Origin of the sequence: Novosphingobium sp. PhB165, assembly GCF_004341845.1 — a bacterium.
Lineage (GTDB): Bacteria > Pseudomonadota > Alphaproteobacteria > Sphingomonadales > Sphingomonadaceae > Novosphingobium.
The window spans coordinates 41,271-58,633 of the sequence record NZ_SLVB01000001.1 but is presented as its reverse complement, the minus strand read 5'-3'; the positions used below and the strand labels follow the sequence as shown (position 1 = coordinate 58,633).

The window sequence follows — 17,363 nt, the reverse complement described above, 5'->3', positions numbered from 1 at the left end:
GATCAAATTCTCCTTGGCCCCGGCACAAAGGCCGTGGCACCATGCTCAGCAAGCTTAGGATCGTTCCGGCACGCACCGGAACGGCCAGAGAGGAGCAAGGCCATGAGCGGCATTCGTGTGGAGAATCTTCAGGACAACCCCAGCTTCGGCGCGCGGGTCGAAGGCGTGACCTTCGCGGCGCTGGAGGACGAGGCGGTCCGCCAGCAATTGCGCGATCTGTTCGTCGAGCGCGGCGTCATCGTCTTCACCGGCATGGAGCCCAGCTCGAAAATGCAGGTGGCGCTCAGCCGGGTGTTCGGCCCGCTCAAGGACCATCCGACCAAGACCACCACCCGCGACGCGGAAACCGGCGACGATGCCGAAGGCGTGATCGACATGCATTACCAGCCCCGCGACGAGATCGCGCGCGGCGAAGGTCTGGTGGAGATCGACGGGCAGATCCTCGCCCGCTTCTCGCCCTGGCATTTCGACCACTGCTACAACGATGAGCTGAACTACGCAGGCGTGCTGCGCGCGCCGGTCAATGCGCCGGTCGGCGGGCGCACCGGGTTCATGGACGGCGTCGAGCTCTACCGCCAGTTTCCCGAAGGCCTGCGCCGCCGGCTGGAAGGGCACAACGTGGTCTACACCCTCGATACCCGGCTCTCTACGATGAAGTACGGCGTCGATTTCACGCCGCTCACCGAATACGAATCGACGCCGCAATTGCTGGCCGAAGCCGCGCGCTTCCCTCGTGCGATGCACCCGGCCGTCTGGAAGCGGCAGACCGGAGAGAAAGTGCTGCACTTCGGCCCATGGATGGCCGTCGCGCTGGAACATCACGAGGATGCCGATGGCGATGCCCTGCTCGACGAGGCGGCCCAGGCGATCAATCGCCTCGGCACCGGAACCAGCGCCTACTGGCATGACTGGAAGCCGACCGACATGGTGATCTGGGACAACCACCGCATGCTCCACGCGGTGGAGGGCTGCGACGCGCACTACGAACGCCGCACTCTGCGCACCACGATCAAGGGCGACTACGGCCTCGGTTATTTCGAGGACGGCAAGAAAGTCGGCGAAGTCTTGCGCGAAATCGCCTGAGCCGCTTGACGCGTTGGAGAGTGCGCGGCCAGAATCACGGCATGGGGGCTCGTCTGATTCTTATCGCGCTGTGCGGCGCTTCGCTCGTGCTCGCCGGATGCCATCAGCCGTCGGCGGCAACGCCTCTGGCCGAAGCGACCGCATTTGCAGAATCGTCCATCCAGCCGGCGGGCGAGCCGCTACGCCTCCAGGGCTATGTCAACGATGCCGCCGGAACGCTCTCGAACGCCGTAGAGGCGCGGCTTTCAAGCCGTCTTCAAATGCTGGAAAAACAGACCGGCCATCAGCTGGTCGTGGTCACCACCCCGTCGCTGGGGGGCGAGGATATCTCGGCCTATACCCGCGCGCTTGGCAATCGCTGGGGAATTGGCCGCAAGGGCGTGAATGATGGCGTGATCCTCCTTGTCGCCCCGAACGAACACAAGGTACGCATCGAAGTGGGCAAGGGACTGACAGTCGCGCTGCCGGACGCGCTGTGCAAGAAAATCATCGAGCACGATATCCTGCCCGGTTTCCGAGCCGCCGATATCGACGCTGGCGTCGAGAAAGGCGTGGCTGCCATCACGCCACATCTTCACTGACGGCTTCGCATCCGCCCGAAATCGTGCCATGAGCGCGCCTCGATGAAACGCATGTCCGGTCGCTCGCTCCGTATCGTCGCCCTGCTCGCCGCCTGCATTGTCGGGGGCGCTGCCGGTGCCTTGCCCGCGCTCGCGCGTGAGAGTCTGGGGCTCTACAGCACCTGGGGCGCGTTCCGCGATCCGGTGGTGCCCCGTTGCTACGCCATCGCCATGGCCGAGCCGAACCAGTCCGCCCGCGAATACCAGCCCTTCGTGGCTGTCGGGACCTGGCCGCGCCGGGGTGCGCGCGGGCAGCTCCATTTCCGGCTGTCGCGCCGGATCATGCAACCCTCCACCATCACGCTCAATGTCGGCGGACAGCGCTGGCAGCTTACCGGCGGCGGCGGCGATGCATGGCCGCGCGGCGAGGGAGACAATGCCGCCATCGTTGCCGCCATGCGCTCTGCCCCGCGGATGACCGTGACCGCCACCGACCTCAAGGGCAATCGCTTCGTCAATGCATGGCCGCTGGCAGGCGCCGCCTCGGCCATGGATGCCGCGCTGATCGGCTGCGCGAAAGGCCAGTGATCGAGATGTCCTCCCCGGTTCGGGGAGGTGGCAGCGCGAAGCGCTGACGGAGGGGATTGGCGGCCACCCTCCATCCTTCGACAAGCTCAGGATGAGCGGAGTGGCAGAGGCGGTAATCGATGGCAGTACGCTGGAGGGATTAATCGCCGCCACTCACTCCCAACCATCCGCGCAATCCGCTCAGGCTGAGCCTGTCGAAGCCCCCGGCGGCATGGCGCGAGGTTCCCATCCTTCGACAGGCTCAGGATGAGCGGAGAGTCCGCCCTCCCCCGGTACCCGATGAACAAGAAAAGGGCGGGAGCCGAAACCCCCGCCCCTCCCCCGCCTCAAGCAGAGATCAGAAGCGCACGCCCACGCCCGCCATCACCTGATGCCGGTCGAGATCGAGATTGAAGCGCTGCCCGTCCGGGATGTCGCCGGTGTAGTCCAGTTCGCCCTTGCCGTAGTTCGAGTAGCGATATTCCAGCTTCACGAAGGCATTGCTGCTGAGCGCCTGCTCGACGCCCGCGCCGATCCGCCAGCCGTCCGCATCGATGTCGCGCTTGGTATCGACAGTGCCGACCGCGTTGCGCACGTCGAACTTGGCATTGGTATAGCCGCCCTTGAGGTAGACCATCGTACTGGGCGCCACCACGTAGCCCACCCGCGCGCCCAGATAGAGGTCGCGGTTGCTCTTCACATTGCCGATGCCGAAGCCTTCGAAATCGCCGTCGTTGAACTTGGTCTTGGCGGTCGACCACGTCACTTCCGCCTCCGGACCGATGACGAAGTTATTCATGCGCACATCGTACCCGGTGCCGACACCGAAGGCGAAGCCGTCGATCGACTGATCGTTATCGACATTGACGTCGTCATCGACACTGCTGCCGGCCTTGGTCACGTCGTAACCCGCCAACGCATCGACATGGAAACCGTCGAACGGCTGCCTCGCGCCTGCGTCCTGCGCCATGGCGGGAACCGAGGCGATGGCGGTGCCGGCGGCGAGGCCGAGAAGGATCTTCTTCATGGGATGCTCCATTCCTTGTGTTCTCCGACGGGCTCTTATGGATGGCGACCGGCCCGTCCGGACTGGTCAAATGCCCGTCACACAAAGGGAGTTTCATGAACCTAACACAACGAAATCATTGATGTTTTCAGGTCACACTCAATCGATGGAGCGAGCCCCCGGCACGTCCGGAAGCGGGAACCGGACAGGCGTGACAACGGTTCGCGCAGGCCTGCGGCGCGGGCACGAACGCCCGAATGCTTAGCGGCATCTTCCGTTTTGCGCCCGAATGCACTATATGGCCGGCCAATCATGACAGACGCGAACCCGATCCTTTCCGGTGCCTCCGGTGCCGGCCCGATGCCGATCCCGGGGCATATCGACCCCGTTCCGGTGCCCCGCCCTGGCCTTGTCGAGGGCGTGACCCCGCGCGAGGACGGCCGCGTGGACCTGATGGGCCTGCCCAAGAAGCGCATTGCCGACTTGTTCGAAACCGCCGGGCTGGACCTGAAGGCCGCGAAGCTGCGCGCCAAGCAGGTCTATCACTGGATCTACCACCGCGGCGTGACCGAGTTCGAAGCGATGACCGACATCGCCAAGACCATGCGCCCCTGGCTGACCGAACGCTTCGTGATCGGCCGCCCGGAAATCGTCGAGGCGCAGCACTCCAGCGACGGCACCCGCAAGTGGCTGCTGCGCACGGCGGACGCGCACGATTTCGAAATGGTGTTCATCCCCGATGCCGATCGCGGCACGCTCTGCGTGTCCTCTCAGGTCGGCTGCACGCTCAACTGTCGCTTCTGCCACACCGGCACCATGCGCCTCGTCCGCAATCTGACGGTGGGCGAGATCGTCGGTCAGGTCATGCTGGCGCGCGACGCACTGGGCGAATGGCCCAAGGGCCGCATGGACTTTGCCTTCGGTGACGGCGTTGATGGCGCCGAGACCGACGAGGACGAAGGCGGTTACTCGTCGGACGGCCGCCTGCTCACCAACATCGTGATGATGGGCATGGGCGAGCCGCTCTACAATTTCGACAATGTGCGCGATGCGCTGAAGCTGGTCATGGACGGCGACGGCCTGGCCCTGTCGAAGCGCCGCATCACCCTCTCTACCTCGGGCGTGATCCCGCAGATGGCCCGCTGCGGCGAGGAAATCGGCGTGAACCTTGCCGTCTCGCTCCACGCGGTGACCAAGGACGTGCGTGACGAGATCGTGCCGATCAACAAGAAGTACGGCATCGAGGACCTGCTCCAGGCCTGTGCCGACTATCCCGGCGCCTCGAACGCGCGCCGCATCACGTTCGAATACGTGATGCTGAAGGACAAGAACGACAGCGACGAGGATGCGCGCGAGTTGGTGCGTCTGCTCAAGCAGTTCAACCTGCCCGCGAAGGTGAACCTGATCCCGTTCAACCCCTGGCCGGGCGCGCAGTACGAATGCTCGACGCCGGAGCGGATCAAGTCGTTCTCCGATATCGTGTTCAAGGGCGGCATCTCGGCCCCGGTGCGCACCCCGCGCGGGCGTGACATCGATGCGGCCTGCGGCCAGCTCAAGACCGCCGCCGAAAAGAAGAGCCGCGCCGAACTGGAACGCCTCTACGCCGAGAAGGAAGTGGCGCTCGGCTAAGGCCCCTTCAGTTCTTCGTTTAGGGCTGCAAAGAAAATACGCGTTTGGCGTAGCTTCGGCGCAGCCCTAAACCGGATGCAATATCCGTTGAGAGGACTGCGATGACCGAAACCCTCACCCAAGGCAGCGAAGCTCTGCTCGGCATGATCCATGTCCCGGGCGCCATGGGGTCGGAGCGTTTCTATCCGGAAGAGGCGCCGCTCCGGCAGGTCGCGGTCGACGCCTTCTGGATAGACGAGACGACGGTCACCAACCGCGAGTTCGCCCGCTTCGTCGCGGCGACCGGCTATGTCACCGTCGCCGAAATCGCGCCCGATCCGAAGGACTATCCGGGCATGCTGCCGGAAATGGCGCAGCCCGGCGCGGTGGTATTCCGCAAGACGGCAACGCCTGTCGACACCTCGAACCCGGGCAACTGGTGGCGTTACGAATTCGGCGCCTGCTGGCGCCACCCCTACGGCCCCGAAAGCGATATCGACGCGCTGGACCTCTGGGATCATCCGGTCGTGCAGGTCTGCCATGCCGATGCGGAAGCTTATGCGAAGTGGGCGGGCAAGGACTTGCCGACCGAAGCCGAATGGGAATTTGCCGCGCGCGGCGGTCTCGCAGATGCGGACTATGCCTGGGGCGACCAGCTCGCGCCCGAGGGACGGATGCTGGCCAATTACTGGCAGGGCCTGTTCCCCTTCGCCAACCAGTGTCTGGACGGCTGGGAGCGCACGTCGCCCGTTCGCACCTTCCCCGCGAACGGCTACGGCCTCTACGACATGATCGGCAATACCTGGGAATGGACCCGGGACTGGTGGTCCGAGAAACCCGGCGTGAAGAAATCCGGCGGTTCGTGCTGCGCGGTCAGCAATCCGCCTCGAAACCCGGGCGGCGGCAAGCTCAAGGAGAGCTTCGATCCCGCGCAGCCGCATGTCCGCATCGGGCGCAAGGTGCTGAAAGGCGGCTCACACCTCTGCGCCGAAAATTACTGCCAACGTTATCGGCCGGCAGCGCGCCATCCCGAAATGATCGATACGGCCACCAGCCATATCGGTTTCCGCTGCGTGGTGCGCGCTCGCGGCTGACCGCTTGCGCCACCCCCACATCATATACCCTTCCCCGGCGACGCATCGACGCGGCAGGCCGCACCTGTCGCGCCGATGGACGTTCTGATGAACGCATCCGGGGTCATGTCCGGCTTGCCTAGCGAGCGTAGGCAAGCGTTGCCGGACGAACCACTTCTTCGGCAGCGGGCACGTACTCCGCAGCCTGAAAATCCCCCGCCTGCGTGACGAGGCCCTGATTGACGGCCCAGATCGCCGCTTGCGTGCGGTTCTGCACCATCAACTTGCGCAGGATCGCCTTGACGTGGACCTTCACCGTCGCCTCGCTGATGTCGAGGCGATAGGCGATCACCTTGTTGGGATAACCCATCACCAGGCAGCGCAGCGTGTCGATCTCACGGTCTGAGAGCAGTTCGCTGAGCTGGACCTGCACATCTGCCTGTCCTTCGGCAATGGCCTGCTTCTGCGGAAGATGCTGAAGCAGCGCGCTAGGCAGGACTTTCTCGCCCTGATTGACCAGCCGCAGGGATTCTATCAGTGGCTCCGCGCCGATCTCCTTCAGCAGATAGGCATGAGCGCCCAACTGGAAGGCATCGACCATCTGGCCGAACTCGAACTCATCGGCGAGCAAAACGGCCCGCATGTAAGGGTGGCGTTCCTTCAGCGTGGCCAGACAGCCAAGCAGATCGTCGCAATGCCCCATATCGAAAATGGTCAGCCCCAGGTTCGCGCCTGCGTCCTCAGCCATAAGGTCGTCGCAGTCACGGTAAAAGCGGCCGCAACGGAACTCGCATTTGTCGAGGATCTTGCAGATCCCCTCGCGAACGAGTGAATTGAATCCCACAATGGAGACACATACTTCTTCAAAATTCGCCATCGTCTTTCTCTCCTGAAACCCGGAAATACGGACGACCCAATGTATGCTTGTTGTTTGAGACGGATTGCTCCGTCGACATCATGCCGGAGGATGATCAAGGATAGGCGAATTCGCCCGTTTTGGTCGGGAGAATACACGTATGACAATTGGTGGTTGACCAGATGGACTGGTGCTCCCCCTCCAATGCCCCTTCAAACCCCACAACATAGGTGCATCTCCTTAAAACATATCCGGCAGTTCAAGTCGAGAGGGCGTAAAGTATGAGAAAATGGGTAGTCCAGATTGGGACAAGTCAGAAAATCCGCGTTCCCGCAGGAGTTTGCTTAAGGGTTTCAACATTTTCATTGGCCGACACCCCCGAAACCTGCTCGTTTCCCGGGCGCACTACCTCGAAATAGGTAGATGATTAAAAATATCGTTTTTAATCATTGATTTAGCGAGAACTGAATCCTTGTGCACACAGTCCGGCGGTCGTTAAATCCTGTCAGTTTCGCACTTTCAACCGCCTGTGCGCGGCCCCTTTCCCTGAGAAGTGGGGAAAATCCGCCATCGACTCGGCGCCCAAAACCTTCGCCTGATCGTTCGGAAGGGCCATGGCGTGGCCGGTTTTCTCGAAAATTCGCTTGAAACTTGGTGGGTTGCGCCGGGCTACGGGAACCCCGTTCGTCCGTTGTAGAGGCCCGAATTGCCCCAAAGGACGCGCCCACTCCATCCGATGGAGCGCATCGCGAAGCCCAAATGATGGGACGTATGCGGCGGTTCAGATCATTCGGGACGCGGTGGTTGCTCCGCCATGTCAGCTAACCAACCCGAATCAGTGCCGCCATTCGATCATTCTTCACCAAGTCGCGAGGGCCGGACGGCAAGCTTCAAAAAGAGGACAGCGTACGTCCGCTTAGTGTGCACAAGTGGGCACTAAGCAAGTATTATCCGGTCATTTAAAGTCACCATAAAAGTAAAAGTGATTTCTTCTGACCACGCGATGAACCGCCGTGGCGCTGGCAGGCACCCCAAACAACAGGGTCAGCGCTCGATCGCGCGCACCAGCATGAAGGCCTCGGCAGCCTCGGCAAACACGCTGGAACCGCGCAGCCGGGCCAGAGACTCTATCGTGGTGAGGGAGCGCTCATCGGGGAACGCCTTCACCTGACTTTCGAACATAGCGAAGGCTTCCAGTTTGCGCGTCAGCGTCGATGCGATGTCGATATGGACGTTGGGAACGAACGCAGGCGTCATCGGCGCCGCGTACCAGTTCGTTTCGGAAAGCGTCTCGTAGCACAGCACGCGCGACGGAACCCGGCGGTCACGCGGGCGAGCAGCCACCATGGCGCCCAGAAAGGTAAGCTGGTGATCCTGATGGATGTCCCCCAGAAAGGGCAGGAACAGCGTATCGGGCCGCACTTCGCGCACGAGTTGGCCGATGGCGGCATTGATCTCGGCCGCCGGCAACGTATCGAGCGCCGCAGCGGGCAGGCCCAGCATGTGCGCCTGACTCACGCCCAGATGGGCATGGGCCCGGCGCATCTCGGCCTGCACCTGAGCGACGGATTCCTCGCTGAATGCCGGCGGGCGGCCCGTCGTGACGACGGCCACCTGCACATCGAGCCCCTCCTCGGCCATGCGCGCCATCGTGCCGCCGCAGCCGAGCACTTCGTCATCCGGATGCGGCGCGATGACCAGCACTTTGCCGTAATGGTGCAAGCCCGTGCCCGGAAGGCCGACCAAGGTCTATCCCTCCAGGATCGCGTGAAGCGGGGGCAGCCTGCCCTCGATCTCCCACTCCACAAGGTCCAGCAGCCCCTCCCCCGTCTGGACGGTGAGCACCATGCCTTGCCGGGAGACGATCTGGCCCGGAAGCGCGTGGTGGCGCTCGCTCCCGGCCGCCAGCCGTGAGGACCACACCGTGATCCGGCGGTCTCCCAGCCGCGTGAAGGCGCCGGGATAGGGCCGCCCCACCGCGCGCACCAGCCGATCGATCGCGACCGCCGACTGGCGCCAGTCTATCGCGCCATCCGCCGCCGTGCGCCTGGTCGCCCAGGTGGCGTAGCGCTCGTCCTGCGCCGTGCGCGGCTGCTCGCCCGCCGCGAGCCGGGGCAACAGCCCGCGCAGCATCGTGCGCAGCGCGTCCATGTGCTTGTCATAGAGGCCCTGCGCGGTTTCATCGCGCGCGACGTGGAAGTACTGCTGGGCAAGGATATCGCCGTCATCGGTACCCGCGCCGATCCAGAACAGGCTGGATGCCGAAATCGGCTCGTCCAGCAGGATCGTCCACGGGATCGCCGCCCGCCCGCGCAGGCGCGGCAGCGGTGCCGGGTGATAGCCGATCGATCCCTTCGCGGCGATCCCGAGGAAATCGGAACTGCAAAGCTGCGACCAGCCGACCACGAACACGTAGTCGGGCTTGGCCGCGCGCACGAGCAGGAGCGTTTCGGGATCGTTGGTCCGCGCCGCCGTCGCCAACAGGGCGCCCGCATGCGCGGCAAGGGGTGAGAGGTCCACAAGGTCGGAATGCCGCTTGTGCAGTTCCGGCGGCAAGGTCACCACCAGCGGAAGCACCCATCCGGCCGCCGCCGCCAGTTCCTCCACCAGTACCGCCGTGCTGCCGACCGCTCCGACAACGACCGCCCGCATCGCCTGCGTTTCCATGGCCCGTCAGCCCGCCGCGACTTGCGAGGGGCCGGTGCCGCCCTCGCGGGGTGCCTTGGCCATCGGCGTGCCGACAAGTGGTGCATCGGCATCCACCCCGCGCGCGGCGGAGACTGCATCCGGCACATTCCACGGCTCCCGCAGCAGGTCCATCTCATCCAGCAGCTGGTGGTTCACCTTGCGCACGTCGTAGACCTTCTCGGCAAGAGAGCGGGACCGGGCACCCATGCGCGCCACCAGCTCGGGATCGTCGATGAAACGCTGCATCGCCCGGCGCAGCGCCGCCGTGTCGCGCGGAGATATCAGAAAGCCGTTCTCGCCCTCGATGATCGGATCGCGGCAGCCGGGCATGTCGGTGGTGATGACCGGGCGGCCGGTCGCCATCGCCTCAAGGATCGTGCGCGGCAGACCCTCGCGGTAGTAGGAGGGCAGCACGAAGACCGAGCAACTGGCCAGGTAGGGCCGCACGTCGGACGTGCCGGGAATGAATTGGACCGGAAACTGGCGCGAGAGACGCGCACATTCCACTTCGTCGATCCCGGTAGGATTGGCGGTTTCGTAGTGGCCCAGGATACAGAATTCGACATCCGCGTGGTCCCGCCGGATCAGGGCCGCCGCTTCCAGGAATTCCTGCACGCCCTTGTCGCGCATCAGCCGTCCCACCAGCAGGAACCGCATCCGGCCGCGCGGCAGCGGCGCCAGAGCGAACCGCTCAAGATCCACGCCCGAGCCCGGCACGCGCACCACGTTCTGATGCTCGTGCACGATGCCAAGGTCGATCATGTCCTGCCGGTCATCGGCGTTGAACACGAAGACCCCGCGCGCCCGGCGCACCGCCTCGCGGTAAAGACGGGCGACCGCGCGGCGCAGCAGCCGGCGATGGGCGGCGGCCTCGCTGAACACGTACCCCAGCCCCGACATCATCGCGTAGAAGCGCGGCACGCACATCAGGCGCGCGGCGATGCCGCCGTAGATGATCGGTTTCTGGGTATAGGCCAGCACGAGGTCCGGCTTCTCGGCCACCATTAGCCGCGTGTAAGCCGCCAGTAGCGCGGCATCGCCGATCAGGCTGGTGCCGGTACGGTCCATCGGCACGATCCGGAAGCCCACGCCCCAGTTCGCAAGCTCCGCCTCGACCGCCGCATTGCCGTCCGGCGCGACGGCCACGACGTGGTGTCCATTGGCTTTCAGCTCGCGCAGCAGCGCCCCCCGGAAATTGGTGAGCGAGTAGGCAAGGCTGGAGAGAACGAGAACTTTCATGGCTTGCTCAAGCCCCCCCGGGGTGAATGATCGGCAAGAAATTCAAGATCATCACATCGGCCATTTTCGGGAGCCCCATACATCCCAGCGGTGTCCCTGATGATGAGCCCGGCCGCGCCGACCGCAAGTTCCTAATCGGCTGATAGCCCTTAGAGATAAGGTCGGGCGATTTAGGGATCACAATCCTGTGGCCCATTCGAACCATTTGAGACCGGCCCTGACCCAGCAAGTGTATACCTCCCCCTATTACCGAAGAGGGCGGCAATTCCGGCTGATGACTTCATGAATACATGCGTGACCCGACGTTCACCGGTAGACAGTTAGTTGCTGCGAGCGGGTCAACACAGCCTTCGCAGAAGAAAACCACTTCGCCACAAGCAACCCGCGAAGGCTGACGCAATGAACCAAACCGTCGCAGGATCCACTGCCTCGAACATGGCCGGAGGCTCGGCCAATACGTTCCTGCGCGTGCGAAAACTGGGGCCGAGGGCACCGCGCTCCCGCTCCTCGATCGCGCAGTTCAGCCTTCGCCGCACATTCCGCAACACCGTGCTCATGCTGGTCGACTTCCTGGTGCTGGCAACGACGCTGGGACTGGCCTTCCTGTTTATCGGCCGCACCGGCTTTCCCCGCTCGGACGGGCACCTGGCCGCGATCCTCGTCTTCGCCGCGCTGGCCATCGGCTGCTTCTATACGGCCGGGATCTATCGGCGCAGCTGGCGCTATTTCAGCTTTTCGCACGCGATGCAGCTTGCGCTGCTGACGCTGCCGGCTTTCGGGCTCGGCTGGGCGGCGATCCTGTTGGTTCCCGGCGTCCACGCCGAACGCCCCCAGCTTGCGCAGATCGCGCTGGCGCAGTGGCTCTTTGCAATTACCGTGCTCTTCGCCGTGCGTGGTTCGCGGCGCGCCCTGCGCGAGAAGCTTTCACAGACCGGCAGAGCCCTCCCCCTTGCCGCCCAAGGCCGCGACTTGCGCCGGGCGCTGCTGGTGGGATCGTCCGACTGGGCCCTGTCGATCATCGAGATGCTGAAGCGCGAGAGCACGCCCTCGCTCTCGGTCGTCGGCATCCTGCTGCCGGCATCGAACGACACCCTGCTCCAGATCTCCAAAGTGCCGGTGCTGGGCACGCACGAGGATCTTTCACTCGCGGTGGAGGAACTGGAACTTCAGGGCCGCCGCCCCTCGCTGGTGATCGCCTGCGATGACGGCACCGACCTATCCAACCGCGAAATGGCGCGGCTGACCTCACGCTCGCGCCAGTTGGGACTGGAACTCTCGCGCATTCGCGACGGCTGGAGCCATATTCTCCAGCGCGGCCACGGCGCCGCGCCGGACGAGCTTTCGGTCAAGGACCTGCTGGGCCGCAGCGAATTCACGCTAGAGGGCGAGCAGATCACGAGCCAGATCACCGGAAAATGCGTGCTGGTGACCGGCGCGGGCGGCACTATCGGCGGCGAACTGTGCTGGCAGCTTGCAAGCTTCCGCCCGTCGCGTCTGGTCCTGCTCGAACATAGTGAATTTCACCTTTACGCCGCCGAGATGAAACTGCGCGAGCAGTTCCCGGACCTCGATATCCAGCCCGAACTCTGCAACGTGCGCGAGCGGGACGACGTGCGCCGGGTATTCGAAAAGCACCGGCCGTCGATCGTCTACCACGCCGCCGCGCTCAAGCATGTGCCGATCGTCGAGACCAACCCTTGCGCGGGCGTGCACACCAATATCCTGGGCACCCGCATCGTCGCCGACGCCGTCTGCGAGTTTTCGGCGCGGGCGATGGTGCAGATCTCCACCGACAAGGCGGTGAACCCGGTGGGCATGATGGGCGCGACCAAGCGCGTGGGCGAACTCTATGCGCAGGCGCTCGACATGTGCGGCGTCGACGATACCGAAGCGCCGCGCTTCATGACCGTGCGCTTCGGCAATGTGCTGGGATCGAGCGGCTCGATCGTCCCGCTGTTCCACCGCCAGCTTCGCGAGGGCCGCCCCCTCACGGTGACCCATCCCGATATCGAGCGCTTCTTCATGACCGTGCGCGAGGCGGTGCAGCTCATTCTCCAGAGCAGTTCTGCCGCGCTCAGCCAGAATTCGCAGCGCGGCACGATCTTCGTGCTCGACATGGGCAAGCCGGTCCGGATCGTCGACCTCGCCTATCGGATGATCCGCCTCTACGGCCTCCAGCCCGAGATCGACGTGCCGGTCGAATTCGTCGGCCTTCGTCCCGGCGAGAAGCTGTTCGAGGAACTCTTCGACATCTGCGAGGAGCAGCTCCCTTCGGGCATCAAGGGCATCTTCGAGGCGCAGTCCAGACCGATCCCCCTGCCCTTCATCTCGCGCTCGATCGACCGGCTGGCCCGCGCGGTCGAGCTTGGCGACCATGTCGAGGCGCGGCGGATCACGCACACGCTGGTCAAAGTCCCCAGCGGCAGCGCCGGCTTCGGACTGATCGAGAACGAGGCCCTGACCGGGCCGCGCGGTTCCGGCGAGCCTGTGAAAGTCTGAAAGGGAGGCCTGCCTTGACCCCGGTATCGACAAGCGCTGTCGCACCGGCGGAGCCCGGCCTTTGCGAACGGGCCCCGCTCCGCTCCCAGTGGCCGCGCCACGAGCCGGACGAGATCGAGGCGGTTGCCGACGTGCTGCGCTCCGGCAAGGTCAACGCACTGGTCCATGGCGAGGAAAACCGCGCTTTCGCGGCCGAATTCGCCGGCTACATCGGTGAAGGCACGGACCGGACGCTGGAAGGCCTGTGCATCGCCAACGGCACCCTGACGCTGGAAGTGGCGCTGCGCGCGCTGGGGATCGGGCCGGGCGACGAGGTTATCGTCCCCGCCCGCAGCTTCTTCGCCAGCGCCAGTTGCGTCATGTCGGTCGGCGCGCTGCCGGTCTTTGCCGATATCGATCCGGTCAGCCAGAATATCGATCCGGACTCGGTGGAGCGCATGATCGGAACGGCGACGCGGGCCGTGATCTGCGTCCATCTCGCCGGCTGGCCCTGCGACATGGAAGCGCTGGGCGCCATCTGCGCACGTCACGACCTCAGGCTGATCGAGGACTGCGCGCAGGCCCACGGAGCCGCGTGGCGCGGCGCGCGCGTCGGATCGTTCGGCGATGCCGCCTCGTTCTCGTTCTGCACCGACAAGATCATGTCGACCGGCGGCGAAGGCGGGTTGCTGCTGTTTCGCGACCATGAGGCATGGCTGCGCGGCTGGGCGATCAAGGACCACGGCAAGGACTATCGCAAGGTAACGGGCGGAAACGCGGGCGGGACACCCGGCGCGTTCCGCCATGTCCACGACCACCTCGGATCGAATTACCGCATGACCGAGATGCAGGCCGCGCTGGGCCGGCGGCAGCTTGCCAAGCTGCCGCTCTGGCTCGCCGCCCGCGCCCGCAACGCGCGGCTGCTGCGCGAGGCACTGGCCGACCTTCCCGGCGTGACCCTGCCCGAGCCGCCTTCCGAGGCCCGCCATGCTTGGTACAAGTTCTACGTCCAGCTTTCCGGCGATGCACCCGAAGCACGGCGCAATCGCGTGCTCCGGCGCCTGCTCGAACTGGGCCTGCCCGCCGCCACCGGCTCCTGCCCTGACATGAGCCGTGAGGCCGCGCTCGCCGGGCAACCGGTGCGGCGTGACGGCACGCTGGAGCAAGCAGTGCGGCTGGGAGAGCGCACCCTGATGTTCCCGGTGGACCACACACTGGGCGACGAGGGGATGGCGCGTATGGCCGGGGGCCTGCGCACGGCGATGCAGGAGCCCATGGCATGATCGACCGCACCTGGCGTCCGCAGTTCCTCGTCATCGGCGCGGTCAAGGCGGCGACGACCTGGATTCAGGCGCGGCTTCAGGAAAATCCGGCCATCTTCATGCCCGCTCCCGAACCCCACTACTTCAGCAGCGAATTCGAGCGCGGTGAAGAATGGTACCGCACTTTCTTCGCGGAACGCCCCGCCGCCGCGCATGTGATCGGCGAGAAGTCCGCCGATTACCTTGCCCACCCTCTCGCCGCCCGGCGCATCGCTTCCCGGCTGCCCGACGTGAAGCTGGTGCTCCAGCTGCGCAACCCGGTCGATCGCGCCTATTCGGACTACAAGATGTTCTACCGGCGCGGCACCGTGAAAGGCCCGCCAGAGGAATACCTGTCCTCGCCCGACAATCCGTTCCCGCGCTTTCTGGAGGACGGTCTCTATGCCAGGCACCTCGCGCGGTGGTTCGACCTGTTCCCGCGCGAGCAGATGCTGGCCTATCTTTACGAGGACGTGGTCGCGCAGCCGCGCCAGATCATCACCGCCGTCTCGCGCCACATCGGCACCAAGCCCTGCTTCGAGCCCGGACACGCCGCCACGCACGACAACAGCAGCCGTACGGCAATCCTGCCCCTGCCGCTGCGCCGTGCGCTGGCCCCGCTGAAGGACAGCATGCGCCCGCTGCGCGGCAATCCGGTGTTCGAGGGGGTCCGCTCGCTGATCGCGCGCGAGGTGGCCTATCCGCCGCTGACCCCGGCCCTGCGCGAGCGACTGCGCGATTTCTACGCGCGCGACGTGGAGACTCTGGAAGCCATGTTCGGGCTGGACCTTGCGCGCTGGAAGGCGCCCACAAGGCATGTCCCGGTTTCCTAGACCGATAAAATCCGTGCTCCAACGGACAACTTGCCGCCACCCCACTGTGCTTTGACATAGCCCTTAATAACCAAGGAAATTCGCCGTATCTCCCGTAATCTGGACGGGATGATTCCGGGACTGGGCATGCGTGCGTGGGTACGCGGGGCCAGCCCGAGGTTGTCGGGGAGCATATCATGACAGCACTTCGCAATCGTCCGCGCCCGTGGAAGACCGCCCTTGCGGTTCCCTTGCTGGCCAGTTTCCTTTCGGCCTCGATGCTCGGCGGCTGCTCGTCGCCCACATCGTCGATGCCTACGCTCGCATCCACTCCGGCAGGTCCCTACCGGGTGGGTGCGGGCGACAAGATCAAAGTCGTCGTCCAGGATCTCGACGCCGCGAACGGCGAGTACACGGTGGAAGACACCGGCCTGATCTCGCTTCCCTACGTCAAGCAGGTCGCCGTGGCCGGCATGACCTATCGCGAGATCGAACAGGGCATCGCCGCCGCCCTGTTGAAGCAGGGCATCATGACCGGCGATCCGGTGGTCAACGTGGCGCCGGTCGAGCTTCGGCCGTTCTACGTCACCGGGGAAGTCAACCAGCCCGGCCAGTTCCCCTATCGCCAGGGCCTGACCGTGCTCTCCGCCCTGTCGGCGGCCGGCGGCTATACCTACCGGGCGCAGAAGGACAACGTGGCGATCACCCGCATGGTCGATGGCAAGGAAGTGACGTCCAAAGCGGGCGAAACCACGCCGGTTCTGCCGGGCGATACGATCCGCGTCTACGAACGCTGGTTCTAGGCGCGTGAAGCATCGGAGACTCGCGCTCGCCGCCCCGGTCCCGCTGCTGCTGGCGTCACCGCAGCATGCGCTGGCCCAGCAGACGGGGCAGATCGGCTCCACCGCGCCGGCCGTGTTCGCCAACGACAAGGAATATCGCGCGCTGCCGCATCACATTGGCTCGCTTGAGGTTACCGCCGGCGCCGAGGCCAAGATCGAATACGACAGCAACGTCTACGCGGCAGAAAACAATGCCAAGGACGATGTCCGCTTCGAGATTTCGCCCAGAGTGCGGGTGCGCACCGCCCCGGCCCCGCTCACTTTCGAACTGAACGCAGGCGGCATGATCCGCCGCTATGCCACCTATTCCACCGAGAACGCCGAAAGCTGGCTGGCCGATGCGGGGCTGCACTGGCAGACGGGCCCGACATCCAACCTGAACGCCACGGTCTTTTCACGCCGGGCGATCGAGGATCGCGGCGACACCGAGGCGCGCCTGAATCCCAATTCCGGCCCGCGCCTGATCGACAGCCTGGGCGGCGAACTGTCCTATCACCGCGTCTCCACGCGCACGATGATGGACGTCCTGCTCGATACCACCAAGTACAATGCCGTGTCGCAAATCGACGCCGACCGCGATTTCACGGCATTTGCCGGGCAGGCGACGTTCGGCCTGCGCGTGACCGGCCGGGCTTTCGCCACCGCCACGCTCTTCGCCACCCGGCGGGACTTCCGGCTCGACCGCACGCCCAGCGGCGCCGAGCGCGACACCACCACCTTCGGCGGCCGTCTGGGCATCAACTTCCAGCCCGGCGGTCTGCTGGAGGGCGGGCTTTCGGTCGGCGTGTTCCGCCACAATCCGGACGATCCGAACACTCCGGGTCATACCGGCCTGTCGGTGGCGGGCAACCTGACCTACCACCCCACGCGCCGTACCGCCGTGCTGTTCGATGCCTTCAACGGCGATGTCGCCACGTTCCGCGTCGGCGCCACGCAGCGTACCGATACGATCGCCAGAGTTACCGTGAACCAGGAAATCCGCCACAATCTCTATGCCAACGTCGCTGTCGGTTACCGGCACACCAAATATACCGGCTCGGGCATCCGCGAGGAGACCCTGACCGGATCGGGCGAGCTGGAATATCTGGTGATGCGCAACGTGTCCGTTGCGGCTTCGATGAGCTACGGCAATCGTACCAGCGACAGTGCCACGCTGGAATTCAACCGCTTCCGGGGCGGCGTGGCGCTGCGCGTACGGTTCTGAGGGAACGCCCGATATTCGGACGATTCCGATAGCGGATCGCCAATAT

General features: G+C 64.8%; 15 protein-coding genes. 10 read left to right on the top strand and 5 right to left on the bottom strand.

Going from position 1 to position 17,363, the window contains the following annotated elements; all coding sequences use genetic code 11:
* Positions 1-102: 102 nt before the first annotated feature.
* Genes EDF56_RS00245 through EDF56_RS00235 form a run of 3 tightly spaced genes read left to right on the top strand, consistent with a single transcriptional unit; the run spans position 103 to position 2,231 of the window.
* Complete coding sequence (locus EDF56_RS00245) at positions 103-1,083, top strand: TauD/TfdA family dioxygenase (protein ID WP_132384747.1); 981 nt, start codon at positions 103-105, stop codon at positions 1,081-1,083.
* A gap of 41 nt (positions 1,084-1,124) precedes the next feature.
* Complete coding sequence (locus tag EDF56_RS00240) at positions 1,125-1,664, top strand: TPM domain-containing protein (protein WP_132385707.1); 540 nt, start codon at positions 1,125-1,127, stop codon at positions 1,662-1,664.
* Positions 1,665-1,706: 42 nt separating this feature from the next.
* Positions 1,707-2,231 (top strand): hypothetical protein, encoded by a 525-nt coding sequence (locus EDF56_RS00235; protein WP_132384746.1) that lies wholly within the window; start codon positions 1,707-1,709, stop codon positions 2,229-2,231.
* A 337-nt stretch (positions 2,232-2,568) separates the two neighbouring features.
* Here EDF56_RS00235 and EDF56_RS00230 read toward each other — a convergent pair whose 3' ends face one another.
* Positions 2,569-3,237 carry an outer membrane protein gene (locus tag EDF56_RS00230; RefSeq protein WP_132384745.1) on the bottom strand — a complete coding sequence of 223 codons (669 nt, stop codon included), beginning with the start codon at positions 3,235-3,237 and terminating at the stop codon, positions 2,569-2,571.
* Positions 3,238-3,528: 291 nt separating this feature from the next.
* On the opposite strand from EDF56_RS00230, the gene rlmN reads away from it, so the two are divergent.
* Both rlmN and EDF56_RS00220 read left to right on the top strand, forming a co-directional pair.
* Positions 3,529-4,845 carry a 23S rRNA (adenine(2503)-C(2))-methyltransferase RlmN gene (rlmN, locus tag EDF56_RS00225; RefSeq protein ID WP_207904591.1) on the top strand — a complete coding sequence of 439 codons (1,317 nt, stop codon included), beginning with the start codon at positions 3,529-3,531 and terminating at the stop codon, positions 4,843-4,845.
* 143 nt (positions 4,846-4,988) lie between these two features.
* Positions 4,989-5,918 (top strand): formylglycine-generating enzyme family protein, encoded by a 930-nt coding sequence (locus EDF56_RS00220; RefSeq protein ID WP_132385705.1) that lies wholly within the window; start codon positions 4,989-4,991, stop codon positions 5,916-5,918.
* Between the two features lie 118 nt (positions 5,919-6,036).
* Here EDF56_RS00220 and EDF56_RS00215 read toward each other — a convergent pair whose 3' ends face one another.
* The 4 genes from EDF56_RS00215 to EDF56_RS00200 form a co-directional block, all read right to left on the bottom strand.
* Positions 6,037-6,645, bottom strand: coding sequence for a response regulator transcription factor (locus tag EDF56_RS00215; RefSeq protein WP_165912033.1), 609 nt, complete (start codon positions 6,643-6,645; stop codon positions 6,037-6,039).
* A 1,152-nt stretch (positions 6,646-7,797) separates the two neighbouring features.
* Positions 7,798-8,499, bottom strand: a complete 702-nt coding sequence (locus EDF56_RS00210) for a PIG-L deacetylase family protein (RefSeq protein WP_132384743.1) — start codon at positions 8,497-8,499, stop codon at positions 7,798-7,800.
* Between the two features lie 3 nt (positions 8,500-8,502).
* Entirely contained in the window at positions 8,503-9,420 is a 918-nt protein-coding gene (locus tag EDF56_RS00205) for a formyltransferase family protein (protein ID WP_243652306.1), read from the bottom strand.
* A gap of 6 nt (positions 9,421-9,426) precedes the next feature.
* A complete protein-coding gene (locus EDF56_RS00200; protein WP_132384741.1) occupies positions 9,427-10,680 on the bottom strand; it encodes a glycosyltransferase family 4 protein in 1,254 nt (417 codons plus the stop codon).
* Between the two features lie 399 nt (positions 10,681-11,079).
* Between EDF56_RS00200 and EDF56_RS00195 the strand changes: the two genes are divergently transcribed.
* From EDF56_RS00195 to EDF56_RS00175, 5 genes are all read left to right on the top strand, one after another.
* A complete protein-coding gene (locus EDF56_RS00195; RefSeq protein ID WP_132384740.1) occupies positions 11,080-13,179 on the top strand; it encodes a nucleoside-diphosphate sugar epimerase/dehydratase in 2,100 nt (699 codons plus the stop codon).
* A 14-nt stretch (positions 13,180-13,193) separates the two neighbouring features.
* Entirely contained in the window at positions 13,194-14,441 is a 1,248-nt protein-coding gene (locus tag EDF56_RS00190; protein ID WP_132384739.1) for a DegT/DnrJ/EryC1/StrS family aminotransferase, read from the top strand.
* Positions 14,438-15,292, top strand: coding sequence for a sulfotransferase domain-containing protein (locus tag EDF56_RS00185; protein WP_132384738.1), 855 nt, complete (start codon positions 14,438-14,440; stop codon positions 15,290-15,292). Before EDF56_RS00190 ends, EDF56_RS00185 begins: the two co-directional genes overlap by 4 nt.
* 176 nt (positions 15,293-15,468) lie before the next feature.
* On the top strand, positions 15,469-16,074 hold the full coding sequence (locus EDF56_RS00180) for a polysaccharide biosynthesis/export family protein (protein ID WP_132384737.1): 606 nt from the start codon (positions 15,469-15,471) through the stop codon (positions 16,072-16,074).
* Positions 16,075-16,078: 4 nt separating this feature from the next.
* Positions 16,079-17,317: an outer membrane beta-barrel protein gene (locus EDF56_RS00175; RefSeq protein ID WP_165912032.1), complete on the top strand. Its 1,239-nt coding sequence runs from the start codon at positions 16,079-16,081 to the stop codon at positions 17,315-17,317.
* The last annotated feature ends 46 nt before the right edge of the window (positions 17,318-17,363 follow it).

What these genes read in the sequence shown, in the direction of transcription:
- rlmN (WP_207904591.1), top strand. Translation starts at nt 3,529, where the DNA reads ATGACAGACGCGAACCCGATCCTTTCCGGTGCCTCCGGTGCCGGCCCG.
- EDF56_RS00235 (WP_132384746.1), top strand. Translation starts at nt 1,707, where the DNA reads ATGAAACGCATGTCCGGTCGCTCGCTCCGTATCGTCGCCCTGCTCGCC.
- EDF56_RS00195 (WP_132384740.1), top strand. Translation starts at nt 11,080, where the DNA reads ATGAACCAAACCGTCGCAGGATCCACTGCCTCGAACATGGCCGGAGGC.
- EDF56_RS00185 (WP_132384738.1), top strand. Translation starts at nt 14,438, where the DNA reads ATGATCGACCGCACCTGGCGTCCGCAGTTCCTCGTCATCGGCGCGGTC.
- EDF56_RS00230 (WP_132384745.1), bottom strand. Translation starts at nt 3,237, where the DNA reads ATGAAGAAGATCCTTCTCGGCCTCGCCGCCGGCACCGCCATCGCCTCG.
- EDF56_RS00180 (WP_132384737.1), top strand. Translation starts at nt 15,469, where the DNA reads ATGACAGCACTTCGCAATCGTCCGCGCCCGTGGAAGACCGCCCTTGCG.
- EDF56_RS00205 (WP_243652306.1), bottom strand. Translation starts at nt 9,420, where the DNA reads ATGGAAACGCAGGCGATGCGGGCGGTCGTTGTCGGAGCGGTCGGCAGC.
- EDF56_RS00245 (WP_132384747.1), top strand. Translation starts at nt 103, where the DNA reads ATGAGCGGCATTCGTGTGGAGAATCTTCAGGACAACCCCAGCTTCGGC.
- EDF56_RS00240 (WP_132385707.1), top strand. Translation starts at nt 1,125, where the DNA reads ATGGGGGCTCGTCTGATTCTTATCGCGCTGTGCGGCGCTTCGCTCGTG.
- EDF56_RS00215 (WP_165912033.1), bottom strand. Translation starts at nt 6,645, where the DNA reads ATGGCTGAGGACGCAGGCGCGAACCTGGGGCTGACCATTTTCGATATG.
- EDF56_RS00220 (WP_132385705.1), top strand. Translation starts at nt 4,989, where the DNA reads ATGATCCATGTCCCGGGCGCCATGGGGTCGGAGCGTTTCTATCCGGAA.
- EDF56_RS00200 (WP_132384741.1), bottom strand. Translation starts at nt 10,680, where the DNA reads ATGAAAGTTCTCGTTCTCTCCAGCCTTGCCTACTCGCTCACCAATTTC.